Here is a 21352-nt window from a genome sequence, read left to right on the forward strand (position 1 = left end):
TCGTGACCTCAAGTAACGCTTACGGAGTCCGTTTTACTTCGTAAAACTCTAGAAGGAGAGATTATGTTGAATTACAAAGATTATATCCGGGTGATTCCAGATTTCCCGATGGCTGGAATCAGTTTTAAAGATATTACGACCCTGCTTCAAAACGGGGAAATGTACAAAAAGGCCATCGATGACATCAAGGCCATGGTGTCTCATCTGCAGATCGATGTCATTGCCGGTCCGGAAGCCCGGGGCTTCGTCGTCGGGGCGCCGCTTGCATACGCGCTGGGCGTCGGATTCGCGCCGATCCGCAAGAGCGGCAAGCTGCCTTACGAAACGATTGAAGTCGGTTATGATCTCGAATATGGCAAGGATAAGCTGGCCATGCACACCGACGCGATCAAGAAAGGCCAAAACGTTCTGATCGCTGACGATCTGCTTGCCACGGGCGGAACTATCTCCTCATCCGTAAATCTGGTTAACCAACTGGGCGGCAACGTGGTTGGGGCGGCGTTCATGATTGAGCTTGAAGCTTTGAAGGGACGCGACAAGCTGCCTGGCGTGGAAGTATTCTCCCTCATGTCCTACGAAGATTAAAAACCGGGAGTTCGTTTCCCGGGAAATAAACGAAGAGCTGTTTGAAGTCGAAGCGACTTTCAGGCGGCTCTTTTTTTTTGTTGTTGTGATTGGATTGCCGACGCCCCTGTGCACTCAGTATATAGTTGCGTCTACTTACAATAGGAGCGGGAGAATTATGCGCACATGAAGGAGCAACGCTGATTTCGTCTCATCAGGCTTGGCGCAGGTTCGCTGTGGAGCGGCAGAGTTTGCCGCTGCAATATATTGAGCTTTTGTTGAAATGTGGCTGCATTAGGAACGTAGCTTGATTGATTCGTTTGGGAAAATAACTCCACTTTTTTTAATAAATATGAAAAATATCTTTTTTATTTTTATGCGGTTTGCTATAATCTGCCTAAAGCAGGAAACACATGCTTGGAATCATCTTTTATGATCAAAGGGGAGGCCATTGCTAATGAGGAAACAGGGAAGAGGTAGAAGTAGAGGATTTGTTCTGACTTTGCTGTCTGTCATGCTGTTGTCGGTCGTACTCAGCGCTTGTGGAGGAGGGAATAAGGCGGATGCTCCACCATCGCAATCTTCCGAACCGCAGCCGTCCACCGAGACCAAGAGCAGCGATCCGGTCAAGCTGGAGTTTTGGACCATCGCGCTGCAGCCTACATTCACGGACTACTTCAATAAGCTCATTGCCGATTACCAGAGCAGTCATCCGGGCGTCACGATCGATTGGAAAGACTATCCTTATGACGCGGTGACCAACAAGCTGCTGACCAGCATCGCCAGCGGCAACAGTCCGGACGTCGTGAACCTGAACACCGAATTTGCCAGCCAGATGGGCTCCAAAGGAGCCGTGCTCGATTTGAACGGATTCCTGACGGATGAAGAGAAGGGAGCTTATTTCGACGGCATCTTCAACTCAACTGTCATCGACGGCAAGGCTTATGCCCTACCTTGGTATACAGGCACCGAGGTGCTCTTTATGAACACGAAAATCGTGAAGGAAGCCGGCCTGGATCCGGCGAATCCGCCGAAAACGATGGAGGAGCTGGCCGATTGGGCGCGCCAAGTGAAGGCGAAAACCGGTAAGCTCGGATACTCGCAGCAGTTCGCCTCGAAGCTGCTTCCGGTAAACGGCATTCCGATTCTGAATGATGACAAAACTGCTGCAGCCTTTAATACACCTGAGATGACCAGTATGATCGAAACGATTCAGAAAAACATCGCCGACGGCGTCATCATGAAAGAAGACGTACCGTTCACGAAGCAGATCCAATATTACTCCGGGGAGCAGGTGGCCTTCGAGCTGGCCGGTCCGACCTTTATCAACTTCCTGAAGACTTCGGCTCCGGACGTGTATAAGAACACGATTGCCGTACCGCTGCCGACCGGAAAAGCCGACGTCCGCTTGTCCAACTCCATGAACCTGGTCGTTCCGGCCAAGTCGAAGCATCAGAAGGAAGCGGTCGAGTTTGCGGTCTTCGTAACGAATGCCGAAAATCAGACGTCGTTCTCCAAAGCGGCCAACACGCTGCCGTCCACCAAGGAATCGATCAAGGATCCGTTCTTTACGGAAACCGACAAGTCGCTGGAGGCGGAAGCCAAGATCGCTTCGGCCAACAGCTTGGATAAGGCGGTCGACTACATGGTCGGTGTGCCGAACGCAGGGGATATCAACTCCGCCATCGCCCGCGGTCTGCAGAAAATTTTCCTGAACGGGGCTGATGTCAAAGCGACGGTGGATGCAATGGAACAGGAAGTCAACGGGGTGCTTAAGAAGTAAGGGACCCTTTGACGGAAGGCGTGCGGGGGACTGGGTTCCCCCGTACATTCTAGTTAGGTGGTGATCACAGAGTGTACAAATGGATGCGGTCGGAGTCATTCACGGCATGGGCTTTTATGGCCCCGGGACTTCTGGTTGTCGCTGTATTCGTATTTTGGCCTATTATTTACGGTATCCCGCTGTCCTTCACGGACTACTCGGTTATTTCCGAAACGCATTATGTCGGTGTCGATAACTTTGTGAACGCGTTTAAAGACCACAATTTCCTCATTTCGCTGTGGAATTCGCTGCTGTACGTGATCGTCGTTCCGATCATCCAGATATTGTCCATTCTGATGGCGATTCTGGTCAACGGCAAAATTCCGGGCGTGAAGTTCTTCCGAACCGCTTATTATATTCCGGTCGTGACCTCCATGGTGGCCGTGGCGCTGATCTGGAGCTGGCTCCTGAGCAACAACGGGGTCGTCAATTTTCTTTTGATTAAAGTAGGAATCATCAGCGACCAGGTATCCTGGCTCGCCACCAGCAATACAGCACTGTTCGTGCTTATGTTCATTACGATGTGGAAGGGCCTGGGCTATTACATGATGCTGTACCTGGCCGGACTCCAGGGCATTCCTTCGGATCTGTACGAAGCGGCGCGGGTGGATGGAGCAAGCAGGCTGCGCGTGATCCTGAACATCACGATTCCGCTGCTGAGACCCCACATTTTATTCTGTACCCTGATCTCCCTCATGGGGGCGATCCGCGTTTTTGACGAGGTCTATATTTTGACCAAAGGCGGACCGGGTACGTCAACGCTGACATCGAGCGTCTATATTTTCCAAAAAGGTCTGGAACAGTTCAACTTCGGGTACGCCTCGGCGCTGGGGCTCATCGTCAGCGTCATTATCGCCGTATTCAGCGTGCTTGTGTTCCGATTTAACCGGAAAGGCGGTGTCAATCCATACTGATGATAGCGAATCGTGGGATGAAGCAAGTGAAAACAGGAATCCGGCTGACGATCGTCTATATTTTGCTGGTCGCGCTGGCTCTGTTTATGATGGGACCGTTTCTCTGGCTGCTCAGCGTGTCTTTGATGCCGGGCAAAAACGTGTTCGCCAACCCGCCGGCCATCCTGCCGACGTTCATTGACTTCGACAATTACGTGAAGGTTTGGCAGTTCATGAACTTTCCGAAGTATATCTATAATACGGTCGTGATCACGGTGCTCGGGGTTGTGACCAACGTCGTTCTCTCCAGCCTGACGGCGTATCCGCTGGCGACCTTTCGCTTCAAAGGCAGGGATCTCGTATTTACCCTACTGGTGGCCACGATGATTATCCCGTCTTCGACGGCGATGATCGTGCATTACCTGACGATTCAGTCCCTGCATTTAACCGGGTCTTTTCTGGGCGTCGTACTGCCTTCGGCGGTGTCGGTATTCAACATCTTTTTGATGCGCCAGACGTTTCTCGGGATTCCTTCGGACGTGCGGGATTCGGGAAAAATGGACGGTGCCTCCGAGTTCCGGATCTGGCTGCAGCTGATCCTGCCCTTGGTGAAGCCGGCGATTGCGGTCATTTCGCTGCTGGAAATGATGGCGTTCTGGAACAACTTCCTATGGCCGATCGTTGTACTGGACGATCCGCAGAAGTATCCGCTCGCTGCGGCGCTGACGTTCCTGAACGGCCAATTCTCCTACAATTTTGGATGGATCGCAGCGGGAACGATGATCTCGGTGCTGCCGATTATTATCGTGTTCCTTTTTACCCAGCGTTACTACATGGAAGGCATGGCCGGTGCGATCAAAGGGTAAGATGGGCTAATTTACGCTAGGAAAGGAAGCTTGCAGACATGGAGAAAAGTCACAAACTGGTGTTCGTCCCTCTAGACGAACGTCCCTGCAACTATGAATTCCCGTATATGCTGGCGCAGGGAACCGAGTTTGAGATGGTCCGGCCGCCGATGGACATGATGGGTCTCAAAAAGCACCCAGGCGATACCGAAAGGTTGTGGGCCTGGCTGGAGCAGGAGGCCGCTGACGCCGACGGGGCCATCATCGCCATAGACACGCTACTTTACGGAGGTATCATCCCGTCGCGCCTGCATTACCTAAAGCCGGTGGAGCTTGCGAACCGGGTGGACCGGCTGCGGCGGCTGAAGGCACGGAATCCGAACTTGCGGCTCTTTGCCTTTCAGCTGATCATGCGCTGTCCGCAGTATTCGATCGCCGATGAGGAGCCGGATTACTACGGCGACTGGGGCCGGGAAATCTTCCGCAAGGGCTTTATCAGTCACCGGCAGGAGCTGGGGCTGGCCACGGCGGAAGAAAGCATGGAACTGGCCGAGATCGATACCCGGCTGCCCACTGATGTGCTGCGGGATTACCTGGACCGCAGGGCGGTGAACATCGAGGCGATCGGCCGCGTGCTGGATGTGATTGCAGACGGCGGCATTGATTTTATGATTTTCCCTCAAGACGATTCGGCGCCATACGGTTATACGGCCAAGGATCAGCAGAAGGTCAGAGCGCTGATCTCCGAGCTCGATGTGGAGCTGCGGGCATACATGTATCCCGGCGCCGATGAGGTCGGATGCACGCTGTTGGCTCGCATGGTCAACGAAATCAAGGGGAGCACGCCGCTCATTTATCCGCGCCTTGCGGCGATTCAGGGCAGCTTTGTCACACCGCTGTACGAGGACCGGTACTTCTATGAGACGCTGAAGTATCAAATCATGGCGGCGGGCGGCTTAATCGGGTCCGGCTGCAATGAGTCGGACTTGGTGCTGCTCGTGAATACGCCGGGAGAAACGATGGTCGAAGCCGTGTCCCAGGAGCACCCGTTCTTCGGTTACGACATCAACCGGAACATTATCGAGCTGGTAGAGTACGGGGATTACGTGATGCGGGTTCAGGGCAAGCCGGCGGCTGTCGCGGACGTCGGCTATGCGAACGGCGGCGATTTGAAGCTGGTGAAGCTGCTGCGGCAAAAAGGAATGCTGTTTAACCTGGCGGGTTATGCCGGATGGAATACGAGCTCCAATTCGCTGGGAACGGTTATTTCACAATCCATGCTGTACCTGCATTATGGCAGGACGCAGGAGCATCTTGACTTTCTGGCGCTGCGGTATGCCGAGGATGTCTGCTATTGCGCGGGTGTCCGGATGGAGCTGAACGCCGGTCTGGTTGAGCAGCTGGGGCTTAGCGTATTCGAACTGGACGGCCAGCGCGGTGAAGTGTCCAGGCTGGTCAAGGAACGCCTTGGAGAAATGCTGGATCAGCGCATTAACAGCGATCAAGGGGTGGTGGAGATCACGGATTGCTTCATGCCCTGGAACCGTACCTTCGAAGTAGGACTACAAGCGCGTTTTCATGTGAAACCGCCGATATATAGATAATAGTGGCTTTGATAAGTCACATAAAAAGATGAGAGAGGGTGGACATACTGGAGCCAATACTGCAATCTCTGCGATACTGCCTGATCGCATCCTGCCAGGCGCTGCCGGATGAGCCGCTGCACGGTGCGCACATTATGGCCCGCATGGCCAAGGCCGCCGAAGAAGGCGGAGCGTCGGCGATCCGGGCCAACGGGGCGGACGACGTCCGGGCGATCAAGGCCGCGGTTTCGATCCCGGTGATCGGGATCATCAAGCGGGAGTATGCGGGATCGGACGTTTATATTACGCCTACGCTCAAGGAGGTGGAGGAGCTGCTTGAGGCTGGTGCGGACATGATCGCTTTTGACGCCACGGGACGTAGTCGGCCCGGCGGAGCCCGGCTGGAGGATCTGATCCGGCGGATGAAGCAGGCGGGCGTAGCCAGCATGGCGGATGTTTCGACGCTGGATGAGGCCGTTTATGCCGCTTCCCTCAGCGTCAGCTGCGTATCGACGACGCTGTCGGGGTATACGGATTATTCGCCGCAGCTCGAAGGTCCCGACCTGAAGCTGGTCGAAGAAGCGGCGGCCCGGCTGAGCATTCCGCTCATTGCCGAAGGCCGGATTCACGAGCCTTACCAGGTCGAGGAGGCACTCAAGCTCGGCGCGCACGCCGTCGTGGTGGGCGGGGCCATTTCCAGACCGCAGCAGATCACGCGGCGCTTCTCGAACGCGGCCCGGAAGGCGGCCCAGTCGCTGAGAGCATGAGAAGGACGGGCGTCCACTGAATATAACTGGTTAACAAGGAAAGGAGCGTGGATAACGTTGATTCAAGAGCTGGTGGCTGATGTAATTATCATCGGCGGAGGACTCGGCGGAACGTCGGCCGCCCTGGCGGCGGCCAAAGCCGGGATGAAGGTGGTCGTGACCGAGGAGACCGATTGGATCGGAGGGCAGCTGACCTCGCAGGCGGTTCCTCCCGATGAGCACCGCTGGATCGAAAGCTTCGGCTGCACGGCATCCTACCGGGAGTTCAGAAACCGGGTCAGGGATTATTACAAACGCAACTACCCGCTCAACGAGCAGGCGTTAAACGATCCGGAGCTCAATCCGGGGAACGCCTGGGTCAGCAGGGTGGCGCATGAGCCGAAGGTTGCTCTGCAGGTGCTGGAGGATATGCTGGCCCCATACGTGAACACCCGCCGGATCCAGGTGCTGCTTAACACGCGCCCTGTTCACTGCGAGACGGCAGGTGATCAGGTGGCGTCGGTAACGGTGGAGAAGACAGATGGGCAAACCGGGTATAAGCTGAGAGGCGCGTATTTTCTGGACGCTACTGAAACCGGAGAGCTTCTTCCCCTGGCCGGTGCGGAATATGTGAGCGGAGCTGAGGCGCGCAGCGAAACGAACGAACCGCACGCGCTGGAGCAGGCCGATCCGCTTGATATGCAGTCCATCACCCATGTGGCGGCTGTGGAATACATCCCAGACGGAAACTTTACGATCCCAAAGCCGGACAGCTATGACTTTTGGCATGAATACAAGCCCTCATTTTCCACTTATCCGATCTTAAGCTGGTATGCGAACGAAGCCGAGGATACGTCCAAATTGCGGCGGTTTACGATGTTTCCGAACGATCAAGGGATTATGTCGCTGTGGGATTACCGGCGGATCGTGGATCCCTCCCTGTGGCGCGTGCCGCTGAGCGACGGCGAGGTGACGCTGCTTAACTGGCCTATGAACGATTATTATCTGGGGCCTGTGATCGGCGTATCGGAGCAGGAGCGCAAGCGTCATCTAGAGGCGGCCCGCCAGCTTACGCTGTCGCTTGTGTACTGGCTGCAGACCGAAGCTCCCCGGCTTGACGGGGGATACGGGTATCCAGGCATCCGGCTGCGCGGCGACGTACTCGGCACGGAAGACGGCTTGGCGAAGTCCCCTTATATCCGGGAGTCGCGGCGAATCCGTGCGCAGTACACGATCACCGAGCATGATGTCAGCCAGGAGCTTCGCGGCGCTAATGGAATCAAGCGGTATGAGGACAGCGTCGGCGTCGGAAGCTATTATTTGGATCTGCATCCGACGACGGTGAACCAGCGGGCTTTCTTTATTCCGAACTATCCTTATGAAATTCCGCTCGGATCGCTGATTCCGGTCCGGATGACCAACCTGCTTCCGGCATGCAAAAATATCGGCATGACGCAGATCGCCAATGGCTGCTATCGGCTGCATCCGACGGAATGGAATATCGGCGAATCCGCGGGACTATTAGCCGCTTATGCGGTGATGCACGGTATTCCTCCTCGTGAAGTAAGGGCCTCGGCAGCGCATTTATGCGATTACCAAGCGATGCTGGAGCGATATGGGGTTCAGCTTCACTGGCCGGAAGGGACATTGGAAATGTAGTTGCCCTGTTTGAGGCCACGAATATACGAAAAAGCCGGACGGCATCTTTCGGATGCTTGTCCGGCTTTCTTGCGTATGCTTTTCATATTAGGGTTGGCGGTTATACTGTTGTGCCGATTCACTGAGAGACAGCCGATTCAATGTGACACATCGGATTCACTGTGTCTTCCGATCCCTTGCCACTCAATCCGGAATTTTCTCCACCAGTTCCTGCTCCTTGCCGCCCGGTTCATTGGACAGCCCGGTGACCTCAATCAGCTTGAAGAACAGACTGAGCACGATGCCCACGACCGTGGCGAGCGCCATTCCTTTAAATTGAACGGGGCCAAGGTTGAGCTGCACGCCGCTGATGCCGACGACCAGAACCAGCGTCGCCAGGATCATGTTGGTCGGCTTGGAGAAGTCAACCTTCTGCTCGACGAAGATCCGAAGACCGGAAGCGGCGATGACCCCGAATAGCAGCAGGGATACGCCGCCCATAACCGGCGTCGGAATGTTCGAGATGACCGAGGAGACCGTTCCCGAGAAGGACAGCAGGATCGCGATGACGGCCGCGCCGCCGATGACGAAGACCGAATATACTTTGGTCAGCGCCATGACGCCGATATTTTCCCCGTACGTCGTGTTCGGCGTGGAGCCGACAAAGCCGGAGAGGATGGTCGAAATGCCGTTGCCCAGCAGCGAGCGGTTCAGTCCCGGGTCCTTCGACAAGTCTTTGCCCACGATGTTGCTCGTAACTAGCAGGTGACCGATGTGCTCGACGATAACAACCAAGGATACCGGGATGATGGTCATGATGGCGCCCCAGTTCCAGCTTGGCGTGGTGACCGTTGGCATCGTGAGGAAGTGGGCGCTGGCGATCGCGTCCTTATTAACCATGCCTGGCATAAAGAAGGACAGGACGTATCCGACGACGATACCGATCAGAATGTGGATGATCTTCGGAAATCCGCGGAACAGGACCGCGCCGATGACGGTTACGCCGAGTGTCGTCATGGATAAAATAATGCTGTTCATGTCGTAGGTCATCGCGCCGGAAGCCGCGTCTGCTTTCGGAAGCAGTCCGGCCATGCCAGCCGCGGTCGGCACCAGCTCCAGTCCGATCGTGGCGACGATTGCGCCCATGGCGGCCGGCGGGAACACGACGTCGATCCAGCTCGTACCCGCGAACTGGACGATCAGGCCTACGATGACGAAGATGATACCCGTAATGATGAAGGCGCCCAGGGCCAGCGGGTAATTTTCCTTCGGATTGTCGCCGAGCACGGCCAGCACCGGAGAAATGAAAGCAAAGCTGGAGCCCAGATACGACGGGATCTTAGCCCGGCAGATCAGGATGTACAGCAGGGTGCCGATCCCGTTCATCAGCAGGATCATGCCCGGATCAACGCCGAACAGGTTCGGCACGAGCACCGTGCTTCCGAACATGGCGAAGAGGTGCTGCAGGCTGAGCAGAAAGCCCGGACCCAAAGGAAGCCTTTCATTGACTTGAATTTCGCGTTGCAATTCGTTCACTCCCATACGTGATTTCGTCCATATCAATAAATTCATTCAATCTAATTTATCTGGAATTATGACATTTTTCAATCTTTTTTTTCACTCCCGGGGCGCAATTTGGCCAAAAAACTTGTTTGTTGTTCCCAGGCTTCCTGTTCCTGGCAGGAAATGTTGACGTAACGCCGTTCAAGCGTCATAATTATATAAAATCATTACATGACAGAACCTGCAAAGATGGATTATGACGCGGGTTCTATTTTATATAGAAGGGAAACGGAAACGACTAGAATGGGCATAGAGCGATTACTTGAAAAGGCTGGAGCCTATATAAAAGAGCCGGATTTGGACCGCATCAGGGAAGCCTATGAATTTGCGGAACAGGCCCATCACGGTCAGGTGCGCAAATCAGGCGAGCCTTATATCCTGCATCCGCTTGCGGTTGCAGATATTGTCGTGAACTTGATGATGGATACGACATCCATCGTCGCCGCGCTTCTTCATGACGTGGTCGAGGACACGACCGTATCGCTCGAGGATATCCGTACCCGATTTGGCGCCACCTGTGCCATGCTTGTCGATGGACTGACCAAGCTGGAGCGAATCCAGTTCCGTTCCAAGGAAGAACAGCAGAACGAGAATTACCGTAAAATGTTTATCGCGATGGCGCAGGATATTCGTGTCATCGTCATCAAGCTGGCCGACCGCCTGCACAATATGCGTACATTGAAATACCAGTCCGAGGAGAGTCAGCGGCGGATCGCTTATGAGACGCTCGAAATCTTTTGTCCGATTGCCGACCGTCTCGGTATTTCAGCGATCAAGAGCGAAATGGAGGATTTGTCGCTCCGTTACCTCAATCCGCAGCAGTATTACCGCATCGCCAATCTGATCCACAAGAAGAAGGCTGAGCGTGAGCAGTTCGTCGAAAACGTCATCGTCCGGATCCGCGAAAAGCTGGAGGAGATGGGCATTGAGGGCGATTTGTCGGGACGGCCGAAGCATATCTACAGCGTCTTTAATAAAATGACGACCAAAAACAAGCAGTTCAACGAAATCTACGATTTGCTCGCGATCCGTATTATTGTGGATAACATTAAAGATTGTTATGCCACCCTGGGAATTATCCATACGCTCTGGAAGCCGATGCCGGGCCGGTTTAAGGACTATATCGCCATGCCGAAGGCGAACATGTACCAGTCGCTGCATACGACCGTAGTCGGGCCTAACGGCGAGCCGACCGAGGTTCAGATCCGGACCTGGGAAATGCACCGGACCGCCGAGTACGGGATCGCGGCCCACTGGGCTTATAAAGAAGGTACAACCGCCGTCGGCGGCAACTTTGAGAATAAAATGACCTTTTTCCGCGAGATTCTGGAGCTGCAGCATGAAGCCAAGGACGCTTCGGAATTTGTGGAATCACTCAAAATGGACTTTTTCTCGGATCTTGTTTTCGTGTTTACGCCAAAAGGCGAAGTCATTGAGCTGCCTTCCGGCTCGGTGCCTCTGGATTTTGCTTACCGGATTCATACGGAGGTCGGAAACCGGACCATCGGGGCCAAGGTAAACGGGCGGATCGTACCGCTGGATCACCGTCTCAAAACTGGGGATATCGTCGAAATTTTGACGTCCAAGCATTCTTACGGACCGAGCGGCGACTGGCTGAAGATCGCTCAATCCTCGCATGCGCGAAGCAAGATCAAGCAGTGGTTCAAGAAGGAAAAACGGGAAGAGAACGTGGAGAAGGGCCGCGAAATGGTCGAGCGCGAGCTGAAGGGCCGCGGCCTGGACATCTCTGAATGGATGACCGACGAGAAGCTGCTGGAAGTGGCGAAGAAGTTTTCGTTCAACGATATCGAAGACATGCTGTCGGGCGTCGGCTTTGGCGGCATTACCGCAGCGCAGATTTGTACCCGCCTGACGGAGCGGCTCCGCAAGGAGCAGGAGGAAGCCAGCCTGCTGGAGCTCACGACCGAGAAGAAGGAAATCAAGCCGGCCGAGAAGAGATCGCGCCCGACCAACGGTGTTCGGGTCAAAGGAATCGACAACCTGCTCGTGCGGTTCGCCCGCTGCTGCAATCCGGTGCCCGGCGACGATATCGTCGGTTACGTTACCCGCGGCCGCGGCGTATCGGTGCACCGCTCGGACTGTCCGAACATTCCGGCGTCGGGCGATGGTGAAGAAGCCGCACGCGTGATCGAAGTCGAGTGGGAAACCGAGATCGAGGCGAATTACAGCGTCGATATCGAAATTACGGGACATGACCGGAACGGGCTCCTGAACGAGGTGCTTCAGGCGGTATCGGAGAGCAAAACGAACATTTCCGCGGTGACCGGGCGCTCGGACAAAAACAAAATGGCCCTCATCCACATGACGATTCTGATCCGCAACACCGATCATTTGCAGTCAGTTGTGGAACGGATCAAGCGCGTGAAGGATGTCTACACCGTGCACCGGATCATTCAGTAAGAAGCCTGAGAATGCACGTCGCACACCTGAGTAATCATTGATAGCTCAAGGTGCCCAGGGGAGCGGAACAAGCGAAGGAGCGTAGAGAGACAGCATGAAAGTGGTTGTACAGCGCTGTAAGGAAGCGCAGGTTACGGTAGACGGAGAAGTCACGGGGGCGATCGGCCAAGGGCTAATGGTGCTCGTCGGCGTTACCCATGAGGACACGGACAAAGACGCGAAATATTTGGCTGATAAGGTTGCCGGACTGCGCATTTTTGAAGATGATGAGGGGAAAATGAACTACAGCGTCATGGAAGTTGGCGGGGGCATACTGTCCGTGTCGCAGTTCACCCTGTACGGCGACTGCCGCAAAGGCAAACGCCCGAACTTCATGGCCGCGGCCAAACCGGATATCGCGGAAGGTTTGTACGAACAATTCAACCGCGAGCTCAGAGACAAAGGGCTTGAGGTCGCCACCGGCCGGTTCGGGGCGATGATGGACGTCACCTTTACCAACTGGGGGCCGGTCACGCTGATTATCGACAGCAAAGGGGCATAGAAACGGTAAATATCGGGCAAAATAGGGATGAGCATCCGCCATTTATATACAAATAAGGAGTTCATCCAATATGCGCCAATCCGTTCAGACCCAAACGCTGCAGTCACTGCCGCTTGCGCCGGTCGCCTCGCTGCACGAGGCCACCAAGACGATGCAGGCCGTACGGGAAATCCCGTTTCCCTTATGGACCTTGTACACGAAGGGTATCGGCCGGCAGCAGACCATCCGGTAGTCGACCCATTATTGCTGCAAGTAAATAGACCCGAGCAGAACCCTCTTTTATTGCGAAAGAGGGTTCTTTTCTGTAGAAAAGAGCCCTTTTGCTGTTATTTGAGATGATCCGCCCCAAGTTTATTGCGAAAATCATCCCCCCATTTTGACTTGCGCAGCTCGCAATCCGAAAATTCCGCCTCTTCTCCTTTCTTTCCTCGCGAATGGATCCTCGAGCATGTTATAAACGTGCGCGTTTCGGGTAATAACAAGGCGTGGACCACTTATCCATGAAAGGAGAACGATATTCCATGAGCAAGGTTGCATTTTTGCTAGCGAACGCATTTGAAGATTCGGAAATGAAAGTCCCATATGATGAAGTCAACAAAGCGGGCCATGACACGGATATTATCGGCCTCCAGCAGGGTGAGAAGCTGACCGGTAAAAACGGCGAAGCCTCGTATACGGCGGACAAAGCTATCGCGGACGCGAAGGCGGCCGATTACGACGCCGTCGTCATTCCCGGAGGCTCTTCTCCGGAGAACCTGCGGCTGAACAAGGATGTGCTGAACTTCGTGAAGGAGATCAACAGTGCCGGCAAGCCGATCGCCGCGATTTGCCACGGCCCGCAAATTTTAATCAGCGCCGGTCTGCTGAAAGGCAGAACGATCACCTCGTACCCTCCGCTGCAGGATGACATGGTGAACGCCGGCGCGGAATTCAAGGATGAGGAGGTCGTCTTGGACGGCAACTTCATCACTTCACGGACTCCCAAAGACGAACCGGCCTTTGTCCGGGAACTGCTGAACGTGCTGTAAGGCTCCGGGAGTGCCTTGGAAGCTTTCGTTTTGTGATTCATGATTTTAAATAGAGATGGAGGTAATGTATCATGACGAAGCAAATTCAAGCGTACTTCAAAACCGAGGATGACGCGGAAAGCGCAAAAACGAAGCTGATTGGCTTCCAAACGGAGCACCTGGAGGTAAGCCGGCTTGGGGAGGGCATCGGCAGTGACCGCCGCATCCTGCTTCCAATCGCCCCCGTCAATTTTAGCGGCAGCTCCAATGCCGCAGGAACGTCAGGTGCGGTAGGCGTGCCTACCGCTTACCCGGCCGCAGGCATCCCCGTGGTGGACGACCGGGATCCGGACGAGCTGTCCGAGGAGGACCGCGAACGCCGTGCGGACGAGGGAGGCGACCTGCTGTCGGGAGCGGTGGACGTGTCCCCGGACGATGAGGACTACCGGGACCTGGAGTACGTCCTTGCTGCCAAAGTGCCTGACGATTCTTATCAGGACGTTGTCAATAAACTGCGGGCAAGCGGCGGTTATGTGGAAATTTTCGACTGATTTCCTCACAAACCGATGTAAAGAAAGCGCTGAATAAAGCGCTTTCTTTTATGTAATATAACTGTAATATTAGTTTCATATTTCCTTAATATTGGCTGTCTATAATAACAGCATGACCCCCTTTTTTAATATATTACCTTATTGAACCTACAATATGGATTGTAGGTTTTTTCTTTGCAGAAATGTCTGTAAATTGACAGCTGTATCCATTTTGTGACAGAGACTCTTGACTTTAGTGCAGCGGTTCATTACAATCTAAAAATAATCTAAAATCGATTTGATGACGGGACCAAGTAGTCCGTGCCCCACCATGCAGAGAGGAATCCCTTAGGCTGAGAGGATTCTATGGATGACCGGATGAATGACTTCCCCGAGAACAGGCGGCGAAAGTGGCTTGCGGCGCAGGATGTGCGCTGTTCTAGTTCATGAGTAGACGTGCTGCGCTGAACGGGCGTTAATCGTTTGGAGCGGATACATAAGAAGTATCCGGAATGTGGGTGGTACCACGGGAATCAATGAATAACGATCTCTCGTCCCTGTTGGCTTGTTCAAGCGCAGGGGTGAGGGATTTTTTTGTTAGCTACAAATGATCTATGAAAAGAGGGGTTGCTATGGCTTACCAAAAACCGACGGGCACGCAGGATTTGCTGCCGGGCACGGTGGAGAAATGGCAGTTTGTCGAAGAAAAAGCCAGAGATTTGTGCCGGCGGTTCAATTACCGCGAAATCCGCACGCCGATGTTCGAGCAGACCGAACTGTTTGAGCGCGGCGTTGGCGAAACGACGGATATCGTCGAAAAAGAGATGTACACGTTCAAAGACAAGGGCGACCGCAGCATGACGCTGCGCCCGGAAGGCACTGCCGGCGTGGTCCGCTCCTACGTCGAAAACAAGCTGTACGGTGAACCTGATGTCACCAAGCTTTACTACATCGGCCCGATGTTCCGCTACGAGCGTCCTCAGGCGGGACGTTACCGCCAGTTCCACCAGTTTGGGATCGAGGCGTTCGGTGCATTGGATCCGGCCATCGATGCGGAAGTCGTCTCGCTCGGATACCAGTTCTGCAAAGACCTCGGCCTGCAGGGCGTGACCGTGGAGATCAACTCCGTGGGCAATCCCGCCAGCCGGGCGGCGTACCGCGAGAAGCTGCTCGCGTTTCTGACGCCGATGAAAGACACGCTGTGCAAGGACTGCCAGTCGCGGATGGAGCGCAACCCTATGCGGGTGCTGGACTGCAAGATCGACCAGGACAAATTCATCGATGCGCCATCGATTCTGGACAGCCTGGACGAGGAGTGCACCACGCACTTCGAGCAGGTGAAGGCATACCTCACCGCAATGGAGGTCGACTTCAAGGTCAATCACCGGCTGGTGCGCGGCCTGGACTATTACACCCACACCGCCTTCGAATACAAGGCGCAGGGTATCGGCGCGATCGATACGATCGGCGGCGGCGGGCGCTATAACGGCCTCGTCGGCGAAATCGGCGGGCCGGACCAGCCGGGCATCGGCTTCGGCATCGGCCTGGAGCGGATCCTGCTGATCCTCGACAAGCAGGAGATCGACCTTCAAGCGGTGAAGCCGCTGGACGTGTACCTGGTGGCCCTCGGCGAAGAGGCCGACCGCGAAATCACCAAGCAGCTGTACCTGCTGCGCAAGGAAGGCTTTGCCGCAGAACGTGACTACCTGGGCCGCAAGATGAAAGCGCAGATGAAGTCCGCTGACCGCCTGAAGGCGCGTTATACCGCGATTCTCGGGGATGACGAGCTGTCGCGCGGGGAAATCGCCCTGAAGTCAATGGAAACCGGCGAGCAGCAGACGGTGAAGCTGAGCGAACTGCATTTGGCATTACGTAAATCCGCCGATAAGGCTGAATAAATATACCAATTAAAAGGGGAATGACAAAACATGCATAGGACCCATCAATGCGGTAGCCTGACCACCGCGAACATTGGAGAAACGGTAACATTAAACGGCTGGGTGCAAACCCGCCGTGACCTCGGGGGCGTCTTGTTTATCGACCTGCGCGACCGCAGCGGCATCGTGCAGATCGTATTCAATCCGGCATACTCCGGCGAAGCCCTGGCCATCGCCGACCGAGTGCGCAGTGAATACGTGCTGTCCGTCACAGGTAAAGTTGTGCAGCGCGACGCAGAAACGGTCAACCCGAACCTGCCGACCGGCCAAATCGAAGTGCAGATTACCGAGATCGAAGTGCTGAACGGCGCCAAAACGCCTCCGTTCTTTATCGAAGACGGTGTGGAAGTTGACGAGTCGCTTCGCCTCAAATACCGTTACTTGGACCTTCGCCGTCCGGAAATGCAAAAAACGCTGCTGCTCCGCTCCAAAGCATCGAAGATCTTCCGTGACTTCCTGGACGGAGAAGGCTTCATTGAAGTCGAAACGCCGATCCTGACAAAAAGCTCCCCGGAAGGTGCACGCGACTATCTCGTACCGAGCCGGGTGCACGAAGGCGAGTTCTTCGCTTTGCCGCAGTCCCCTCAGCAGTATAAGCAGCTTCTGATGGTAGGCGGGATCGAGCGTTATTTCCAAATCGCCCGCTGCTTCCGGGACGAAGACCTGCGCGCGGACCGGCAGCCGGAGTTCACGCAGGTGGACATCGAAACGTCCTTTATGAACCAGGACGAGCTTCTGGGCATGATGGAGCAGCTGATGGCCCGCCTGTTCAAAGAAACGGTTAACGTAGACATTCCTTTGCCTTTCCAGCGCCTGACTTATGCCGAAGCGATGGATAAATACGGCTCTGACAAACCGGACCTCCGGTTTGGGCTGGAATTGATCCAAGTCAGCGACCTGGTAGCTTCCAGCGGCGTCAAGGTGTTTGCTTCCGTCGTCGAAAAAGGCGGAGAAGTCAAAGTGCTGAACGCCAAAGGTTGCGGCACATGGAGCCGTAAGGAAATCGACGATCTGGGTCCGTTCGCGGCCCGTTACGGGGCCAAAGGCCTGGCCTGGATTCAAGTCAAGGAAGGCGAATTCAAAGGGCCGATCGTGAAGTTCTTTACGCCTGAAGAGATCGAAGCGCTGAGAGAGCGCACCGGAGCCGAAGAAGGCGACCTGCTGCTCTTCTCCGCTGACAATAAAAAAGTCGTAGCCGACGTGCTTGGCGCGCTTCGCCTGAAAATCGGCAAACAGCTCGGCCTGATCAACGAAAATGAGTTCAAATTTGCCTGGGTGGTCGACTTCCCGCTGCTCGAGTGGGATGAGGAAGAGAAACGTTACGTTGCTCTGCACCATCCGTTCACCCGTCCGCGCGACGAAGACCAGCATCTGTTTGAAACCGATCCGGGCAGCATTCTGGCCCAGGCATACGACATCGTGCTGAACGGTTACGAAGTTGGCGGCGGTTCCATGCGGATTTACAAGCGCGACATGCAGGAAAAAATGTTCGCGGCCCTCGGCTTGTCGCCTGAGGATGCCAAAGACAAATTCGGCCACCTACTGGATGCCTTTGAATACGGCACGCCACCTCATGGCGGCATCGCGTTTGGTCTGGACCGGCTCGTGATGCTGCTCTCCGGACGCAGCAACCTTCGCGAAACGATCGCCTTCCCGAAAACGGCCAGCGCGACCGATCTGCTCATGGATGCACCGTCACCGGTCGACCAAGGGCAGCTTGAACAGCTTCACATCAAGCTCGTGAAAAAGCCGGGGGAAGAAAAGAAAGTTCATTCTTAAGTTAAGGGAGGCCACCTGACGATATGCTTAATCAATTTTCACGTACGGAGCTGGCCATCGGGCCGGAAGGCCTGGAAGTCATGAAAAACAGCACGGTGGCGGTCCTTGGCATCGGCGGGGTGGGGTCCATTGCGGTGGAAGCCCTGGCCCGCACCGGGGTCGGCCGCATTATTTTGATCGATAAAGACGTGGTTGACATTACCAATATCAACCGCCAGATCCATGCATTGACGACGACCATCGGCCAGAAGAAAGCAGATCTGATGGTAGAACGAGTCAAATTAATCAATCCGGACATCGATGCGATCGCATTGAACATGTTTTATACCGAAGAAACCTATCAGGAGCTGTTTAAGTATGAGCTGGATTACGTGCTGGACGCATCGGATACCGTGTCCTACAAAATCCATCTCATCAAAGAGTGCCTGAACCGCAAAATTCCGATCATTTCCAGCATGGGCGCGGCCAATAAAATGGACCCGACCAAATTCCAGGTTGCGGATATTTCCAAGACGACGATGGATCCGATCGCCCGGGTCATCCGGACAAAACTGCGCAAAGACGGCATCAAAAAAGGCGTCAAGGTCGTGTTCTCGACCGAAGAGCCGATCAAGCCGCGCGTAGACGTGACGGAAAAAATCGTTCCGGAGAACGCGCCGGAGATCCGTAAGGCAAAGCAGCCGCCGGCCAGCAACGCCTACGTACCTCCTGTCGTCGGCCTCATCATGGTGAGCGTTGCCGTGAAGGACCTGCTGGCCAAAGCAGAAATTCAGGTATAACGAACATCCCGGAGCCGACCGGGCAGACGCTCGCGAAATAACGGGCATAACTAAAGCAAGTGATGGCGCGCGAGGCCGTATAACGGCGCTCGCGCCTTTTATTTTACAAATATGGTATAAATAAAATAGGTTGGACACCGTTTGTCGAACAGGAGGACTATTGTTGAATTCTAGTTTTTGGCACCGCAGCCTGGGGCTGCTGCCGGGGGACAGCTGGAAGAAAGAATGGATTGCGGGTGCTGTTTCGTATTTTTCCGTCGTATATATTGTGATGGTTAACGCGAATATTTTGCACGACGCAGGGATGCCGCTGAAGGCCGCCATGGTGGGAACGCTGCTGACGTCGGTTGTGGGCTGCCTCCTGATGGCCTTTGGCGGCAAGTCGCCGATTGTGGTCGTACCGGGCATGGGCATCAACGCCTTCTTCACGTACACCCTGGTGCACTCCATGAAGCTGTCCTGGCAGGAAGCGCTGATGGTCGTCGCGGTCACGGGCGTGTTATTTTCGATCGTTTCCTTTACGTCCTTGTACCGGATCGTGAGCGAGGCCATCCCGCACAACCTGAAGCACGGCATCACGGTAGGGATCGGGCTGTTTCTGACGTTTATCGGGCTGCAGAAAAGCCAAATCGTGATCGCCCACCAGACGACTTTTGTCACCATCGGGCACTTCAGCGATCCGGCCGTCATCGTGTCCTGCTTTACGCTGCTGCTTGCCCTGATTTTGTTTATCCGTGGCGTGCAGGGAGGACTGCTCATCAGCATTCTGCTGGGAACGGGACTGGCTTATCTGCTCGGTGCCGTCAAGCCGGTACAGCTTGAATCCGGACATACCTTCCGCCAGTACGGGGAGCTGTTCGGCCATCTGTCAGCGGCAGGGATCGGCAGCCTGGTGTTCTGGATCGCCGTCTTTCTGCTGCTTCTGATCGTCGTCTTTGAAAATATCGGCCTCATCGCGGCGCAAACCCAGATGATCGGCCGGCCGGAACATTTTAAAGGCAGCCTCCGAGCGCTGTCGATATCGAACATCTTCGCCGGAATATTCGGGAGCAGTCCCGTGGTGGCGGCTGCGGAAACCTCCGCCGGGATTGCCGCCGGGGGGAGAACCGGGCTGTCGGCGCTCGTATCCGGCCTGCTGTTCGGTGCGACCTTTTTCTTCATTCCGCTTCTGAGCTACATACCGGACAGTGCCATCGCGCCCGTACTGATCGTGATCGGCGGGCTGATGGTCCAGAACGTCAAAGAGATGGAGTTTACGGATTTGACCGAAGCGTTTCCGGCGTTTCTCATTATGGTCATGATCCCTTTTACGTACAGCATTGTGGACGGCATGGCTTTCGGCTTTATCGCTTACCCGGTGGTAAAGCTGGCCCAGGGCAGAGGCCGGGAGGTTTCGCCTGTGCTGTACGGCATTGCCGCACTGTTTGTGGCGAACTTCGTGCTGCATGCATTCCTCTAAGGCATAAATCGCGGATGTGGAAGCGCGTGAAAGGGGACCCGTTTAAGGGCGGGTGGATCTTTCCGGTTTGGGGTAATGGATAGGGACAGCTAAGCAGCTGTCCTGAACCGTTTTTTCAGTGAATTATTTAGGAGGATTTCAAGAGATGACACTTATTCAATCGTTTACCGAAGGGCAGGAAATTACGGGCTTCTATCTGCTGAAATCGCTGCAGGTCAAACAGACGAACGCCACGCCGCCCAAGGATTATTTGGATATGATCTTATCGGATACGAGCGGGGAAATCCCCGCGAAACTGTGGGACACCTCCTCGACGGACAAGGAGACGTTCTTTGCACCTATGCTCGTCAAAGTGCGCGGCATCGTCCAGCTGTACCGGGAGCGGCTGCAATTTAAAGTAACGCAGATTCGGCCGGCCAAGGATGAGGACGGGTACAGCATCACCGATTTCGTACGGTCGGCTCCCGTGCAGCCGGCGGACTTGGTCTATACGATCAAGGCAGCGGCGGCAAGCGTTCAGGATCCCGAGCTCCGCAAAATTATCGAGCACTGCTACGGCAAGGTTGGCGATAAGCTCATGCATTATCCGGCTGCCAAAGGCATGCACCATGCTTTTTATGCCGGCCTGGCCTACCATGTCGTGCGGATGCTGGAGCTGGCCGAGTTCGTGTGCATGCAGCGGCCGTTTTTGAATCGGGATCTGCTCGTGGCGGGCATTATTCTGCACGATATCGCCAAGACGGAAGAACTGACGGCGGAGCTGGGCATCGTCAGCGAGTACAGCTTCACCGGTAAGCTGATCGGCCACATTCCGCTTGCGGTCAGCTGGATCACGGAGGCGGCAGTGCTTCACGGCATGGACCTGAACGCGGAGAAAATCGTGCTGCTGCAGCACGTTATTCTGGCCCATCATAATTTGGCCGAGTGGGGCAGTCCGGTGCAGCCGCAAATACCGGAGGCGCTTGCCCTGCATCTCATCGACCAGATGGATGCCAAGCTGCAAGCCGCTGAGGACGCCATCGATACGATGTCCATGACGGATGAATGGACCACGCCCGTACGGGCGTTGGAGAACAAGGCGTTCTACCGTTCGAAATACGGCAAGGATTAACGTTGTGAGCATTTTCGTCTGATTTCCGAACTTTATACGATATACGATCCTGAATTCATAAATAATGGGGAACGTTAAAACAGTCAGCGTGCGGTGAACCCGCCCTGGCTGTTTTTTGATCTTCAGCGGAAAAA

Annotated in this window: 18 protein-coding genes; 17 read left to right on the top strand and 1 reads right to left on the bottom strand. The window is 54.9% G+C overall.

What is annotated here, in order from left to right:
* The first annotated feature begins 66 nt into the window (after window positions 1-66).
* The 7 genes from IAE55_RS04515 (at window position 67) to IAE55_RS04545 (ending at window position 8112) form a co-directional block, all read left to right on the top strand.
* Window positions 67-585 carry an adenine phosphoribosyltransferase gene (locus tag IAE55_RS04515; protein WP_200631680.1) on the top strand — a complete coding sequence of 173 codons (519 nt, stop codon included), beginning with the start codon at window positions 67-69 and terminating at the stop codon, window positions 583-585.
* A 436-nt stretch (window positions 586-1021) separates the two neighbouring features.
* A complete protein-coding gene (locus tag IAE55_RS04520) occupies window positions 1022-2347 on the top strand; it encodes an ABC transporter substrate-binding protein (protein WP_076176989.1) in 1326 nt (441 codons plus the stop codon).
* Window positions 2348-2418: 71 nt separating this feature from the next.
* Complete coding sequence (locus tag IAE55_RS04525; protein WP_105441537.1) at window positions 2419-3300, top strand: carbohydrate ABC transporter permease; 882 nt, start codon at window positions 2419-2421, stop codon at window positions 3298-3300.
* A gap of 86 nt (window positions 3301-3386) precedes the next feature.
* Window positions 3387-4145, top strand: coding sequence for a carbohydrate ABC transporter permease (locus IAE55_RS04530; protein ID WP_374954578.1), 759 nt, complete (start codon window positions 3387-3389; stop codon window positions 4143-4145).
* A 38-nt stretch (window positions 4146-4183) separates the two neighbouring features.
* Window positions 4184-5728 carry a DUF4127 family protein gene (locus IAE55_RS04535; protein WP_145157711.1) on the top strand — a complete coding sequence of 515 codons (1545 nt, stop codon included), beginning with the start codon at window positions 4184-4186 and terminating at the stop codon, window positions 5726-5728.
* Between the two features lie 44 nt (window positions 5729-5772).
* On the top strand, window positions 5773-6474 hold the full coding sequence (locus IAE55_RS04540) for an N-acetylmannosamine-6-phosphate 2-epimerase (RefSeq protein ID WP_325168613.1): 702 nt from the start codon (window positions 5773-5775) through the stop codon (window positions 6472-6474).
* A 57-nt stretch (window positions 6475-6531) separates the two neighbouring features.
* Entirely contained in the window at window positions 6532-8112 is a 1581-nt protein-coding gene (locus tag IAE55_RS04545; protein ID WP_234489318.1) for an FAD-dependent oxidoreductase, read from the top strand.
* Between the two features lie 183 nt (window positions 8113-8295).
* Here the strand turns inward: IAE55_RS04545 and uraA are convergent, their stop codons facing one another.
* On the bottom strand, window positions 8296-9618 hold the full coding sequence (gene uraA, locus IAE55_RS04550) for a uracil permease (protein WP_200631205.1): 1323 nt from the start codon (window positions 9616-9618) through the stop codon (window positions 8296-8298).
* Between the two features lie 279 nt (window positions 9619-9897).
* On the opposite strand from uraA, the gene IAE55_RS04555 reads away from it, so the two are divergent.
* The 10 genes from IAE55_RS04555 to IAE55_RS04600 all read left to right on the top strand — a co-directional run bounded on the left by IAE55_RS04555 (window position 9898) and on the right by IAE55_RS04600 (window position 21218).
* On the top strand, window positions 9898-12075 hold the full coding sequence (locus IAE55_RS04555; RefSeq protein WP_076176994.1) for a RelA/SpoT family protein: 2178 nt from the start codon (window positions 9898-9900) through the stop codon (window positions 12073-12075).
* A gap of 94 nt (window positions 12076-12169) precedes the next feature.
* On the top strand, window positions 12170-12616 hold the full coding sequence (gene dtd / locus IAE55_RS04560) for a D-aminoacyl-tRNA deacylase (RefSeq protein WP_105441533.1): 447 nt from the start codon (window positions 12170-12172) through the stop codon (window positions 12614-12616).
* 70 nt (window positions 12617-12686) lie between these two features.
* Window positions 12687-12848 carry a hypothetical protein gene (locus IAE55_RS04565; protein WP_181152633.1) on the top strand — a complete coding sequence of 54 codons (162 nt, stop codon included), beginning with the start codon at window positions 12687-12689 and terminating at the stop codon, window positions 12846-12848.
* Between the two features lie 289 nt (window positions 12849-13137).
* Complete coding sequence (locus tag IAE55_RS04570) at window positions 13138-13644, top strand: type 1 glutamine amidotransferase domain-containing protein (RefSeq protein WP_076176996.1); 507 nt, start codon at window positions 13138-13140, stop codon at window positions 13642-13644.
* A 71-nt stretch (window positions 13645-13715) separates the two neighbouring features.
* Complete coding sequence (locus tag IAE55_RS04575; RefSeq protein ID WP_145142807.1) at window positions 13716-14174, top strand: hypothetical protein; 459 nt, start codon at window positions 13716-13718, stop codon at window positions 14172-14174.
* A gap of 611 nt (window positions 14175-14785) precedes the next feature.
* Entirely contained in the window at window positions 14786-16051 is a 1266-nt protein-coding gene (gene hisS, locus IAE55_RS04580; RefSeq protein WP_145157721.1) for a histidine--tRNA ligase, read from the top strand.
* Between the two features lie 30 nt (window positions 16052-16081).
* Window positions 16082-17869: an aspartate--tRNA ligase gene (gene aspS, locus IAE55_RS04585; protein WP_145157724.1), complete on the top strand. Its 1788-nt coding sequence runs from the start codon at window positions 16082-16084 to the stop codon at window positions 17867-17869.
* A gap of 23 nt (window positions 17870-17892) precedes the next feature.
* The gene (locus IAE55_RS04590) at window positions 17893-18648 is read left to right on the top strand and encodes a tRNA threonylcarbamoyladenosine dehydratase (protein WP_116229365.1); all 756 of its coding nucleotides are present in this window, start codon (window positions 17893-17895) and stop codon (window positions 18646-18648) included.
* Window positions 18649-18811: 163 nt separating this feature from the next.
* The gene (locus IAE55_RS04595; protein ID WP_200631206.1) at window positions 18812-20107 is read left to right on the top strand and encodes an NCS2 family permease; all 1296 of its coding nucleotides are present in this window, start codon (window positions 18812-18814) and stop codon (window positions 20105-20107) included.
* A 145-nt stretch (window positions 20108-20252) separates the two neighbouring features.
* On the top strand, window positions 20253-21218 hold the full coding sequence (locus IAE55_RS04600) for a 3'-5' exoribonuclease YhaM family protein (RefSeq protein WP_145157726.1): 966 nt from the start codon (window positions 20253-20255) through the stop codon (window positions 21216-21218).
* Window positions 21219-21352 lie beyond the last annotated feature (134 nt).

The sequence above is a fragment of the Paenibacillus sp. S28 genome, assembly GCF_016624415.1.
Classification (GTDB): domain Bacteria; phylum Bacillota; class Bacilli; order Paenibacillales; family Paenibacillaceae; genus Paenibacillus_AQ; species Paenibacillus_AQ favisporus.